This is a genomic window from Flavobacterium sp. LC2016-23 (assembly GCF_009674775.1).
Classification (GTDB): domain Bacteria; phylum Bacteroidota; class Bacteroidia; order Flavobacteriales; family Flavobacteriaceae; genus Flavobacterium.
This window is the reverse complement of record NZ_WKKE01000040.1, coordinates 1-12,281: the sequence shown is the minus strand read 5'-3', so window position 1 is coordinate 12,281 and position 12,281 is coordinate 1. Positions and strand designations below refer to the sequence as shown.

The 12,281-nt window shown below is 32.0% G+C and carries 12 protein-coding genes; 6 read left to right on the top strand and 6 right to left on the bottom strand.

All coding sequences use genetic code 11. The annotated features are described in order from the left end of the window. Positions 1-329: 329 nt before the first annotated feature. On the bottom strand, positions 330-788 hold the full coding sequence (locus GJU43_RS22415) for an SRPBCC domain-containing protein (protein ID WP_154344135.1): 459 nt from the start codon (positions 786-788) through the stop codon (positions 330-332). A 589-nt stretch (positions 789-1,377) separates the two neighbouring features. Here GJU43_RS22415 and GJU43_RS22410 point away from each other — a divergent pair. Further along, on the top strand, positions 1,378-1,794 hold the full coding sequence (locus tag GJU43_RS22410) for a helix-turn-helix domain-containing protein (protein ID WP_154344134.1): 417 nt from the start codon (positions 1,378-1,380) through the stop codon (positions 1,792-1,794). Between the two features lie 107 nt (positions 1,795-1,901). Here GJU43_RS22410 and GJU43_RS22405 read toward each other — a convergent pair whose 3' ends face one another. The 3 genes from GJU43_RS22405 to GJU43_RS22395 form a co-directional block, all read right to left on the bottom strand. Next, the gene (locus tag GJU43_RS22405) at positions 1,902-2,204 is read right to left on the bottom strand and encodes a serine hydrolase (RefSeq protein WP_154344133.1); all 303 of its coding nucleotides are present in this window, start codon (positions 2,202-2,204) and stop codon (positions 1,902-1,904) included. 59 nt (positions 2,205-2,263) lie between these two features. Next, entirely contained in the window at positions 2,264-2,662 is a 399-nt protein-coding gene (locus GJU43_RS22400) for an SMI1/KNR4 family protein (RefSeq protein ID WP_154344132.1), read from the bottom strand. 116 nt (positions 2,663-2,778) lie between these two features. Next, positions 2,779-3,246 (bottom strand): DUF695 domain-containing protein, encoded by a 468-nt coding sequence (locus GJU43_RS22395; protein ID WP_154344131.1) that lies wholly within the window; start codon positions 3,244-3,246, stop codon positions 2,779-2,781. A 304-nt stretch (positions 3,247-3,550) separates the two neighbouring features. Here GJU43_RS22395 and GJU43_RS22390 point away from each other — a divergent pair, with 304 nt between their 5' ends. The 3 genes from GJU43_RS22390 to GJU43_RS22380 are packed head-to-tail and all read left to right on the top strand — an operon-like array spanning position 3,551 to position 6,173. Then, positions 3,551-4,522 carry a glycosyltransferase family 2 protein gene (locus GJU43_RS22390; protein ID WP_154344130.1) on the top strand — a complete coding sequence of 324 codons (972 nt, stop codon included), beginning with the start codon at positions 3,551-3,553 and terminating at the stop codon, positions 4,520-4,522. After that, a complete protein-coding gene (locus GJU43_RS22385) occupies positions 4,522-5,502 on the top strand; it encodes a UbiA family prenyltransferase (RefSeq protein WP_154344129.1) in 981 nt (326 codons plus the stop codon). Before GJU43_RS22390 ends, GJU43_RS22385 begins: the two co-directional genes overlap by 1 nt. Beyond that, positions 5,499-6,173: a hypothetical protein gene (locus tag GJU43_RS22380; RefSeq protein ID WP_154344128.1), complete on the top strand. Its 675-nt coding sequence runs from the start codon at positions 5,499-5,501 to the stop codon at positions 6,171-6,173. The genes GJU43_RS22385 and GJU43_RS22380 overlap by 4 nt, the downstream gene beginning before the upstream one ends. A 35-nt stretch (positions 6,174-6,208) precedes the next feature. Here the strand turns inward: GJU43_RS22380 and GJU43_RS22375 are convergent, their stop codons facing one another. Beyond that, positions 6,209-7,117 (bottom strand): Wzz/FepE/Etk N-terminal domain-containing protein, encoded by a 909-nt coding sequence (locus GJU43_RS22375; RefSeq protein WP_154344127.1) that lies wholly within the window; start codon positions 7,115-7,117, stop codon positions 6,209-6,211. Between the two features lie 375 nt (positions 7,118-7,492). Next, positions 7,493-7,786, bottom strand: a complete 294-nt coding sequence (locus GJU43_RS22370; RefSeq protein ID WP_370455687.1) for a M20/M25/M40 family metallo-hydrolase — start codon at positions 7,784-7,786, stop codon at positions 7,493-7,495. A 420-nt stretch (positions 7,787-8,206) separates the two neighbouring features. On the opposite strand from GJU43_RS22370, the gene GJU43_RS22365 reads away from it, so the two are divergent. Further along, the gene (locus tag GJU43_RS22365; RefSeq protein WP_154344126.1) at positions 8,207-9,355 is read left to right on the top strand and encodes an AraC family transcriptional regulator; all 1,149 of its coding nucleotides are present in this window, start codon (positions 8,207-8,209) and stop codon (positions 9,353-9,355) included. Positions 9,356-9,503: 148 nt separating this feature from the next. Continuing rightward, a complete protein-coding gene (locus GJU43_RS22360; protein ID WP_154344125.1) occupies positions 9,504-11,891 on the top strand; it encodes a TonB-dependent receptor domain-containing protein in 2,388 nt (795 codons plus the stop codon). Positions 11,892-12,281: the final 390 nt, after the last annotated feature.

Sequence of the window (12,281 nt, the reverse complement as noted above, 5' to 3'; positions counted from 1 at the left end):
AATCTTGCACTGGGGTATAATTTGGAAATACAAATATCTAGATTTTAATATTTCCCCACAACAATATGCTTTGATCCAGGATCAATCCTAAAACCTGTGGAGAGTAAAAAAAATTACCGCAGAGAACACTAAGTTTTTTTTACTTTCGCTTTTATAAAACACAAAGTTCGCAAAGCGTTGTATTGATTTAGCTTTGCGAACTTTGCGTTATAACCGCATCTTAGATAAAAATCTTTGCGCGCTTTGCGGTAAAAAAATAATTAGTACGTATGTTATGTTTTTCCAAAACGCTTTCATCAGAACACTTCATGGATCATTTTTTTTAACTGTTATTTTTCACAAATCTCTTTCAACTTGTCCAGTGCCTTTGGGTAGGTCTCGTTCATATACTCTACAAAATCTTCTGTCGTATCTAAGTCAACGGTAACCTTAGTACTTTCGTTATTTTCTTCAAACGTATAATTTTCAAATCCGTTTGCCCATTTTTCCACGTCTGGTCCTTCTATGATTTCCTTGTCTGCTTTTAAAAGACCATAATGCTGAATCGATACAAATTGGTTCGGAATGTTTTCAACAATTTTGGAAACCATACCTCCTTTTTCTCCTTTCTCATCTACTCCAATAAACAGAATTTTACTTCCCTTGTCCCAACTTCCTTCATAGGTCGATGTAGGGTTGAACAAAGCGGTCCATTTCTCGTAAGTTGATTTATTGGTAATGCCCAGCATAAAATCATATATACTGCTCACAGGAGCATTAATGCTAACTTTAAATTGTAACTTTTTCATACTCTTAAATATTTTTAAATTAATGTTTCGAGTTGTTATTTTCGGCCATAAATACTTTTAGTTAACTTATAATCTGCCAGTTAAGTTTCTTGAAGCTAATATAAGAAATATTTTATACCTATTTTTTTACCCCTGTCTTTTGCTAATAACGCTAGCTACGAATTGGAGTGACTTCGCAGAGAAATACGTTTTGGTGAAAACACTTTGTAAAGCAGTGCTCATCACAAATATCGTTGCAAAACAAAAATTAAAATTAAGCATACAAATTTTGTGTTGAAAAATTTATGTTGAAATAAAAACAACAACAAAATATTTACAACACTTCTGTTGAAAAACTTCTGTTGAAATAAAAAAACAACAAAACAAGTACAACATTCATGTTGAAAAATGAGAGCAAAATTTAAATCGTTAACAGTAGCAGTTAAAGGTCACAGTGCAGATTATAGTTTATAGTTTATTTTAAAAAATATAAGAAAAGTTGTATTTTATTTTTATATTGCCATCGCATAATAAGACGGTCTTCTTGACCTTTTTTTTATGTTTTTTAAGTATCCGTAATTTTTTTATTCATATTTATTATCTTTGAAAGATGAGCACAGCAACAAAACCAAACCACATAGGGCGAAAAATCAGCCGCATTCGTGAACTGAAAGACATGAAACAGGAAGCATTGGCGCAGGCTTTAGGCACCAACCAGCAGGCAGTTTCTATTATGGAAAACAGCGAGACCATAGAAGAAGAAAAATTAATCGAAGTGGCGAAGGCGCTTGGCGTAAGTGTAGAGGCAATTAAAAATTTTTCGGAAGAAGGGGTATTTAATTATTTTAATAGTTTTAGCGACAACAGTATTAATCAGGGACCAATAGGCAATCAGAATATTTGCAACTTTAACCCTCTGGATAAATTAATTGAAGCTTATGAAGAAAATAAAAAACTTTACGAGCGCTTGGTTCAGGCTGAAAAAGATAAAAATGAATATTTAGAGAAGATTTTAAAGGATAAATAACCTTTAGAACAAAATATAGCATTCGTAAAGAGACTTCAAAAAGAAGTCTCTTTTTATTTTAAATACGGAAGATTTTATTTTACATTGCCTTCATTTCTATGAATCTCTTATTTAGTTAGCTTACCAATATCGGGAATATAAAATCCGGCTATTTTTTCGATGATTTCTTCCGGAGAGCTGCCGGTCAGATTTGTAAAAAGAATAATAGTAAGACTATCTTTTGGGTAAATAACAAAGGCCGCGCGGCCACCGCCAAGAGGAGCAACTCCAGAATGGTTTTGTCGGTTAATTACAGGCCATCCCAAGGCATAGGCATTTAAAAGTCCGCCGAAGCCATCATAAGACCCGTTGTTTAGTTTTACAGGTTCCCAAAGGGCAGCGAGATTTTCCTTTTTTTTAAGAAGTTCCATCGCTGTGCGAAGTCTCCTGACTTCGTACCCATTCCAATATTTCGTAGAGCTTACTTCTTTTATTCAATTAGCGCCTCTATTAAATTTGCAATTTCAATAATCTCTCCAGTTTCATGTAACCAAATATAAATTTTTTCTTTTATTTTGGTTTGATTGCCTTCGAATGGCAACAGAATTAAATGATCACCACCGCCATTTCCTGCAATAGCAATTCCATTTTCAGGAAAACCCATTATCCTTCTTAATTGATTAGTTTCTAAAATAATGTGATTGCAAGTTCTGCTCATTCTTTTAGTATTTAATTTATCGAAAAATGGATAGAGAATCCAATCATCTTCATCGGTTGACACTTCTCCTCCGTTTAATTTTAACATCTTTTCGACAAAGGATTTTGGAAATTCAACACCCAAACCAACTTCCGCTTCCTTTATATATTTTTGCTCTACAGGGAATGGCATAATTTTAATATTTTATAAAATCCCAAGGGATATTTCGTTTAAAGTCCTGAATAAATTCTTCAATTAATTCTAAAGGGATATCTTGCTTCCATAGCGTTACAGTTCTGCCTGATTACTTATTTCACATTTTGTAAGTGCCATTCAGCAAGTTTCCATTCTTCATCATCGTCAATTCTATAATCGAACTGAAAGGGATATTCTTTTTCGTCAATTATTTTTTTCAAAAATTCGTTAACTATTTCAGCATCGTATACTCTCCAAATCAACTCCCTTGTTTCGTTCCACGTAATTCTTGCCAAAAACAATGCATTTGGTTTTTGTTTATCAGCATCAATTATATTTTCGGATAAAAAATCTTCAAATTTTTCAGCATTTAAAACATCTTTATTTGTGGGCATTCCATTTTCGACACAGTTTTCAAAGCCTATCATTATAGAGCAATGCCAGGAAAAAACTTCTTTAGGTTCAAATTCAATTAGACTCAAATTTACAACTCCAATTCCCGGTAAATTTTCTTGTATGAATTCAATAATTTGATATTTTTCTTCAGGAATCAGGGCTCTGAACTCTTTATTTTCATTCATTGGTTTCAGTATTTTTACTCTTCTCTCAACTATAGTTAGTTGCTATTTAAAAAAAAATATTTTCGGTTAAACGAAAATACAATTAAAAACAATAAATCTCTCAACTTTTCTAAGTGGTCTTACAAACTACAATCGCTGTGCGAGATAATAGGAAATACAGTATATAAAAACTAAAAGTTTAAGGCTGGAAAGTAATTATTTTAAGTTTCTTTGATAAACCTATAATTTTCATTGGATATCTAAATAATTGACTAGATTTGCTTTTTAAAAACAGATAAATTGTTAAAAATAAAAATAATCTCAATTGATTAATACTACTCATTCTCCACTTGTTTCGGTTATTATACCCACTTATAACCGTTGTTATTCTTTGCATGATACAATTGAGGCCGCTATAAACCAAACCTATAAAAATATTGAAATTATTATCGTAGATGACGGTTCTACCGACGATACAAAAAATGTAATTTCAGCTTTTGGGAGCAAGATTGTATATGTCAAAAAAGAACACACCGGGCAAGCTGACACAAGAAATGTAGGTTTACAATTTGCTAAGGGAGAAATTATTGCTCCTCTTGATTCAGATGATATTTGGCATGATCAATATCTTGAAAAAAGTATTGCATATATGGTAGAACATAAGTTAGATATGTTTTTTTCCAATTGGGAACACAATCTTTATAATAATTACCACGTAAATATTTTTCCTAATTTTTCAAACAATACAAACATTCCCGACAAAGGCTTTTATTCTTTTGATTATATTGAATTTAGAAAACTTTTGTTAATTGATTCTATAGCGCCAAGTTCCGGTTTAATTATAAAAAAATCTTCTATTCCATTTGGCTGGAATGCTCAGGTAAATATTGGTGATGACTGGGTTTTACAGCTCGAAATGATTTTTAAAAATTTAAATTGTCGGGTTGGCTTTACCAACGAAGTATTTTGGAAAAAAAACAGGGATAAAACAAATATAAGTGATGGAAGGGAAGGAATAACATTCAGAAAATTACATATTAAAGATTTGAATTTGATTCTCAATAATTTTAATCTCTATCTGGACAATCGTGAACGTGAAATTATTAATCTGAAAGTTATTCAAAATAAAATACTGATCACTTATTTGCTGCTGCGTAAAGGCAGTATTGGAATAGAAATGAAGCAGTTGGCAATACATATTATTAAAGAGCCTCAATTATTCTTCATAGCACTAAGAAAGGGAGTTCAAAAAGAGATTACCCGAAAAAAACATCAACTTACAATTGCTAAGAATTAATGGATTTTTTTAAACATATTAGAATAGCCACCTGGTGGTTTAAGTTGCCGCCTTTTTTGGTGCTTATTTATTTGTATTTCATCAAAGAAAACATACATAATTTTGGGCAGGAAGTTTTTCTAATTTTATTTCTTTTATCAGGGGTAATAAGTATCGCCATATTCGCCAGTCTGATTAATAATTATTATGATCAGGAAGATGATGCCATAGCGGGAAAAGAAAACAAAATGATAAATCTTGGTAAAAAGTATCAATTTTTAGTTTTGGCAAGTATCCTATTAGTAGGGATTTTATTTTCTATTTTTATATTTCCTAATTTTTATGCTTTGTCTTTTTACTGGTTAAGCTGGTTTTGTTTTTATATCTATTCCTGCAAACAATTCCGTTTAAAAGAAAAAACATATTTGGGTGTTATTTTCGATGGATTAGGGTCTCAATTTTTCCCTACTCTATTTATTTTTTCTTTTTTGTATCAGGGTGATTTTGGAAATCATCTGTTATTGATAAGTAGTGGAAGTATTTGGATGATGTTTTCCTTTGGAATGCGATCGTTGATCATTCATCAATATGACGATTATGTGAATGATACAAAAGCCGGCGTTTCTACTTTTGTAAACAGCACACCTCAATTGCCAAGAAGTCTATTTCAGAGATTTGTTTTGGCTGTAGAAATTATATCTTTCCTTATATTTATGTGGACAATAGACTGGCATATTTTTATAATCCCTATTTTAATTTACATTATCTTACTGGTTATATTTAAGTTTATCTTTAACATAAAATTTTATTTTTTCGAAGCATTGCAAAATCAAAAGTCAAGAAGTTTGTTTTTTGATTTTTATATCACAATTCTTCCTTTTACGCTTTTGACACTAATTGCTTTTAAAAATCATCAAAACGGAATACTATTAGTAGTCTCGATTATTTTATTTAATGTACCAACTTTGTTTAATGTAATTAAATTTTTTAAATTAAAATGAAATATACTTTTTTCTATATATGTGGAACCTTTGGAGAACTTTTTTGGGTACTTGCTTATATGCTCATAATTTATAGAGGACTAAAAGACAAAACCTATGGCATGCCTCTTGTCCCGTTAGCTTTAAATTTAGGTGTAGAATTTGTTTTTTCGTTTTGTGACCGATTCAACTTGTTGTTTAGCTATACCTGGTTTCTTCTGGATTTGGGGATTGTTTACACATACTTCAGGTATGGATATGCGTCTTTTAAGAAATTTTATCATTTAGAAAAAAAGCAATGGTATATTATAAGCATCCTTGCATTTTTGCTCGGCATTCTAATTAATTTTTATGGACACCAGTTTTTTGCTCATATTTTAAATGAACTTCCTGACAACGATATAAGTATCTTTTTCTCTGTCTTAACCTGCGTGTTTATGTCTATATGCAGGCTCGCAATGTTTTTTCAGCGTGGAAATTCAGAAGGTCAATCCTTTATAATTGCATGTGTTATAATGATAGGTAATTTTCTATGTTTTTTTCAAATTGTAGCTACTTCTGATTTATATATATGGAATAATTCTCTTATGAGACTGATTTTGTTGATTATCGTTGTTACCGATATTTATTGTGCAAGCTTACTTTACAGACAACATATAAAAGAAGGAATTAATCCATGGAAAAGATTATAATTTCTTTTCTAATGGCTGGTAGCAATGATTAAATTCTAATTCAAGAATATTTTGTAATTATTATTTCTTAAAAATGCGATAACAATTCCAATTAGCAAACCTGTAAAAATAAAGGATGAAAGGATCTGAGTTATTGAGGGTTCGTTGCTGCTTACAGAAGGCTGTGCTTTTTCTAATATTTGAAAAATGGGCGTATCTTCTTGTATTTGTATTTTCATTTGTACTGTTAATGCTATTAAATTATCCTGAATTTCTTTTGTTAAATCCTCGCTTTTGACTGATTTTTTTGAAATGTCTTTTTGCAAATGTTCTATAAAATATAGTTTTTGCCTTGCTTTTTCAGTTCGGTATGTGGTAATATAATCTATGAGGTATTTGGTGGTAAAGTTTGCAATATCTGCTGCAACCGAAGGATCCGGCATGTTAACCGTGATTAAAATAAGATTATTCTTTTTATTAGTGGTTAATATAATTCTTTTTTGGATATCCTGTATAGTAGTTATGGAATGTGAGTTTACTTTTCCAGAAAAGTTTCTTTTATTTTGCAGAACGGAGTCATAATAGAATTTAAAACTTACTTCTTTATTATTACTTGTTTTTACTTTGCTTTTAAGAATATATTCGTAAAAATCATTCGTATTAAGAATTTCGGCGTAAAGATCCGGGCTTGTAATTTCTGTATTATATAAATCAATATTATTATTATATTTCTTTAATACCTGATATATTCCTGCCATACCATTAGAGGCTTTATACGAAACTTCAGGCATTATTTTACTAGTAGAACTATATTCTTTGGAAATGTTTAGCCTATAAAAAATTCCAATAATAATAAAAAACAAAGTAACTGATAAAATTATTTTATACTCCTTTTTTAAAACAATGAATAGCGCACTTAAGGAAATTGATACAAATTCATTGTTTTTTGTAGTAGTTTGTGTCATACTTTTTTAATTAAATTTTAATTGTACTCTGAAATTCTGTAAATGCTTTAATAATTTACCTTACTCACAGCAACATGATATGAATAATCCAAAGATGATTAAAAAATTATTGTAATTTATGATAATTGGAGTTTTTTTATTCCCATTTATTGAATAATAAATATTTGCTAAAGATTCCTGACCTTTAGTATGTTTCTAAACTTTTAAAACCAAATATTTTGGCTAAAAAAAATACAATTAGAACGATAATAACAGTTTCTGAAGTTTTTTAAATTATTAAAATTATTGACAAAGTCTTCCGACTTCGTACCCCATGATATTCTTTAACTCTCTTGAATAGTTGCCGTTACGAAATTGGTGGACTTTGTAAAACAATTATTTTTCAAGAATTAAAGAGGAAAAACTTTTGACCCCTATCCTTATACATTGTTCATCAACCGCAAAATCCGGAGCGTGATTCATTGCATTAATTCCTTTTTCAATATTAGAACCTCCAAGAAAAAAGTAAACTCCGGGAGCTTTTTGCTGAAAATAAGCAAAGTCATCATTAAAAAAAGGAACCTGACCATAGTCATTAACAACGAACCCTGTTCCATAAATATCATCAAGGGTTTTGATCGCTGTGTTCGTTAATGTTTCGTCATTACTGACTGTCGGATTCCCCTTTATCTTAGTGTTTTATAAGTATGTCAATTCGTATTCCTATTAAAACAGGAGGAAATACAGCAGTTATCATTCCCAACATAAAACACCACCAAGTTACCTTTTTATGTTGGTTTTATATAGTAAACTGAATTTTCCTGAAACGAATATAAAAAATATTTTTACTACAATTTAGTAACGATTCTATAATTGAACTAGAGATTTATCTCTCGGTATCACAATTCCTCGTCTAATCTCGAAGCCGGTGGAACCGTTATCTCAAAATTCCAAACGCTTTCATCTATGTTGCCTTTCGTATGCGGGCATGTAATAAAAACCCGCTCGCTACTTAAAACCCGTTTCTAATTTCTTTTCACTCCCAGCAACAAATTTAATCTGCCTCTGGTTTTTCATCAATTAAACCTTATTTTTGATTAAAAAAAAGCGATGAATAAAATGATATTTTTAAGTATTGTAGCTGCCATTGGTATTTCTGTTTCGCTGCTTCTTGCTTTTTTCTTACTAACCGTAAAAACCAGCAATAAACAGGCCAACCGGTTATTTGCCGCTTTTCTTATTTTATCAGCGATTGATCTCAGCGGGTTTTTTATTTTCGATTTTATAAGCAATCATTTAAATTTAGAGATTTTCAGATGGACGACTTCCCTATTGGGCATGCCCTTGTTTTATCTTTACGTTTTATCGGTTTGTTATACCGATTTTAAGCTAAAACCCAAACATTTACTGCATGCGTTTCCTTTTGTGCTGGTCAATTTAATCCTGACTCCCCGATTCTATCTGGCCGAAGGTATCGAAAAAAATCGCGTCTTTGAGATTGGCAATACCATGCCGGAAATGTATTCTTTTCAGGTTATTGTTGAAATTCAATACCTGTTCTACATCATCAGTGTCTTTCTCATTCTGAAAAAGTACAGAGAAATCTATCTTGAAAATTATGCCAGTGCCGGGACTTCGACCTATAAATGGCTTATGCAAATGACAATCGTTTTTTTTGCGGCACATAGTGTTGTAGCGATCAAAAATTTACTAAAATATACTGAATACAAAGATGTATTTCTTTGGGCAAATATATTCGTAGGACTCTTTGCTTTATGTATCACCTGCTGGTTTGTTCTAAAAGCACTCAATTATCCCGAGCTTTTCAGGGGCATCGATTCTAAATTAGAACTGGCAAAAGATATTCTTCCTAAATCATACAAGATTTCAGATGAATCCAGAACCAGTTCAGATCCCATTATTGCTTCTCAAATCGAAAGTTTAAAAGAATATATGATCGTTCAGGAACCATATCTTGATCCTTCCCTTACCATTCAGCAGCTTTCGAATCAGATTAATATTCCGGTACGTGACTTATCTGTTTTGATCAATCACCATATGAATCAGCATTTTTTTGATTTTGTGAATGAATACCGAATTCAAAAAGCCATGGGAATTTTAAAAAACCAGGCTAAAAAAGATCTAACGGTTTTAGAAATCTTGTATGAAGTAGGTTTTAATTCAAAATCATCTTTTAATACTTCTTTCAAAAAATATACGGAACTCACCCCAACGGCTTACAGAAACAGTTCATTTTAAACGTTTTGTAAAAAGTCGTACTTAATCATTATAAAGTCGAACCAATTTCTAAACATGAAATTGGTTCGACTTTTTTTTATCGGTCGCCTATCGGAAATTTCTAAAGCAACTTTGTCTCAAATTAATCACAAGCTTAAAATTAGAAATCATGAAAAAAGCAAATCTCCTTATTTTTTTACTATTACCTTTATTTTGCTTAGCGCAATCGACATTCCAATTAAAAGGAAAATTAACCGACGAAACCGCTTTATTGCCCTGGGAAAATATTGTAGTCTCTACTCCTGAAGGAAAAATCGTTGACGGAACGACCAGTAAAGAAGATGGAACTTTTGAAATTAATATCAATAAAGGATTTTACAAAATAAAGATCAACCCACAAGGTCTAATGAATTGGGAAAAAGATATCCTTGTTGAAAAAGATACTGACCTGGGGTTGATTCTCCTGACTAAAAAAACAAATAATCTGGACGAAGTTGTCATTACCCCCAAAAAAAGAACAATCGAGCAAAAAATTGACCGCCTGGTTTATACTATTGAAAACAAGGTTTCGACAACCGGAGGAGATGCGCTGAGTGCGATTAATACTGCTCCCGGAGTGGTCGTGCAAAACAATACCATCAATATATTGGGAAAAGGTTCTTCCCGCATTATGATTGATGGTCGGATGGTGGAATTATCAGGTGAAGAACTAAATGGCTTCCTGAAATCTATTTCGGCAAATGACATCAAAAATATTGAAATCATCACCAATCCGCCTGCAAAATACGATGCAAATAGCACTGGAGGACTTATCAATATCAACTTAAAAAAAGGAACACGGGATTCCTGGAAAAATACTTCCACCCTTTCATACGATCAAAACCAATATGGTATTTATACGCTGCGAAATAACTTCTTTTACAACAAAAATAAATTTCGGTTCAGTGCGAGCGCCAATGCAAAATCAGGTTACCGAAATTCTGATGAAAATTTACATCTGTATTTCCCTGACGGATTGCAGCATATGAACGCACAATCTAAAATCAACGAAGAAAATCTTTCCGCAAAACTGGCTTTGGATTATGATATCACTGAACGTACCACAATTGGTTTCCAGTATTTGAATGATCGTAGCAATCCGAATTTCAAATCCGATATTATCATTAAGAACTATGATACGGAGAACAAACTCAGCAGCATCGTATTGAATGATGGTTTTAACAATAGAAATTCAGGCAATCAGACCTATAACATTCACTTACTGACAAAACTTGACACCCTGAACCGAAAACTTTCAGTAGATGTAGACTACTTCAATTACGATTCCAAATTTGATCGTGATTTCACCACAAAAAAATATTCACCGGACATGGATTTCATCAGTTTAGACCAATACGGAAGAAATATTTCTAACCAGAATATTGACAACAGGAGTATCAAGGTAGATATGGAACATCCGCTTAAATTTGTGAATTTATCGTATGGTGCTAAAGTAAGTTTTACCAAAAGTAAAAGCAGTTTGCTTTCGTATGACAAGATGAGCGAAACTCCACTAATCAACCTGAATGAGTCTAATGAATTTGAATACGAAGAAAACAATCAGGCGGTCTACGTAAGCATAAATAAAAAAATCAATGAGCAGTTTACCATTCAATTAGGTTTAAGAGCAGAAAACACGCAAACAGACGGCTTTTCCGCGAATTTAAATCAGGAAATTAAAAATAACTATTTCAAATTATTCCCAACCTTTTACCTGACTTATAAAAAGAACGAGAATAACAGTTTTAATTTCAATTACGGAAAAAGAATTAACAGACCGCGTTTTGATTTATTAAATCCATTTCGAACTTACATTAACAGTAACAGTTATTCTGAAGGAAATCCGTTTTTAAAACCTTCTTTCAGCAATAATTTTGAATTCTCCCATTCGTATAAGGAAATTTTGCGCACCAGTATTTTCGTCAATAACATTACCGATGGATATGGTGTAATTTTCACTTCAGATCCGGCAACCAATACGCAGGTGGTCACCAGAGAAAATTATTATAAGGGAATTAATTATGGTATTGGAGAAAGTTATACTGCAGATATTGCCGACTGGTGGTCGACAGAAAACACTTTATATTTACTGGGTTCTAAAACAACATTTACCTCAGGAATAAATGCTGCTCCAACAAATGGCCTTCAGTTGGATTTTTCTACGAGTAACACCTTTTCATTGGGGACAGCTACCAAATTACAAATTGATTACACGTATAGCTCTCCAGTAAAAAACGGATTGTACACCATTGGATATATGTCAGGTTTTACTATTGCCTTAAGGCAAAACTTATTTAAGAAAAATATGCAGGTTGCATTTCTGGCCAATGACATTTTTAATACAGCTTACTTAAAAGATTTTGTTTCTGTGGTAAATGGTATTAAACAGGTTTACAGTCAAAATGAAAGTAGTCGCTTTTTTAGAATTTCTTTGATTTATAATTTTGGAAATACTAAAATTAACGTAAAACAAAGGGATTTCGGAAATGAAGAAGAGAAAAGAAGACTTGCTAAATAAACCAAATTGCTGTCAATTCAAAATAGTTTAGTTTACATAAATTATCAGGGTGTTCATTTAAAAAGCACCTTGGTAATTATCTACATTTAAAAACAATTAAACTTTGCCTGATATCTTAAAAAAAAGATAACACCCTAATATCTAATTATATTTTTGGGCGTTTCCCTCTGGGCCGGGCTCTGCGCTAAATCTTTTGCAGGATTGGTTCAGGATGGCTGTGCCAGGGGTTTAGTTTCCCCGCAAAAGGATACCGCTGCGATCCCTAACGCAATAAGGTTAAATATAAATTCCAATACTGACAAGCTTTCGGCACAAACTCCAAATTCCAATGCTTCACGCATAGGCCTTGCGACCTTTGCGATTTAACGTCATTTTTAAAGACCTTTCGCG

What these genes read in the sequence shown, in the direction of transcription:
- GJU43_RS22415 (WP_154344135.1), bottom strand. Translation starts at nt 788, where the DNA reads ATGAAAAAGTTACAATTTAAAGTTAGCATTAATGCTCCTGTGAGCAGT.
- GJU43_RS22410 (WP_154344134.1), top strand. Translation starts at nt 1,378, where the DNA reads ATGAGCACAGCAACAAAACCAAACCACATAGGGCGAAAAATCAGCCGC.
- GJU43_RS22405 (WP_154344133.1), bottom strand. Translation starts at nt 2,204, where the DNA reads ATGGAACTTCTTAAAAAAAAGGAAAATCTCGCTGCCCTTTGGGAACCT.
- GJU43_RS22400 (WP_154344132.1), bottom strand. Translation starts at nt 2,662, where the DNA reads ATGCCATTCCCTGTAGAGCAAAAATATATAAAGGAAGCGGAAGTTGGT.
- GJU43_RS22395 (WP_154344131.1), bottom strand. Translation starts at nt 3,246, where the DNA reads ATGAATGAAAATAAAGAGTTCAGAGCCCTGATTCCTGAAGAAAAATAT.
- GJU43_RS22385 (WP_154344129.1), top strand. Translation starts at nt 4,522, where the DNA reads ATGGATTTTTTTAAACATATTAGAATAGCCACCTGGTGGTTTAAGTTG.
- GJU43_RS22380 (WP_154344128.1), top strand. Translation starts at nt 5,499, where the DNA reads ATGAAATATACTTTTTTCTATATATGTGGAACCTTTGGAGAACTTTTT.
- GJU43_RS22375 (WP_154344127.1), bottom strand. Translation starts at nt 7,117, where the DNA reads ATGACACAAACTACTACAAAAAACAATGAATTTGTATCAATTTCCTTA.
- GJU43_RS22365 (WP_154344126.1), top strand. Translation starts at nt 8,207, where the DNA reads ATGAATAAAATGATATTTTTAAGTATTGTAGCTGCCATTGGTATTTCT.
- GJU43_RS22360 (WP_154344125.1), top strand. Translation starts at nt 9,504, where the DNA reads ATGAAAAAAGCAAATCTCCTTATTTTTTTACTATTACCTTTATTTTGC.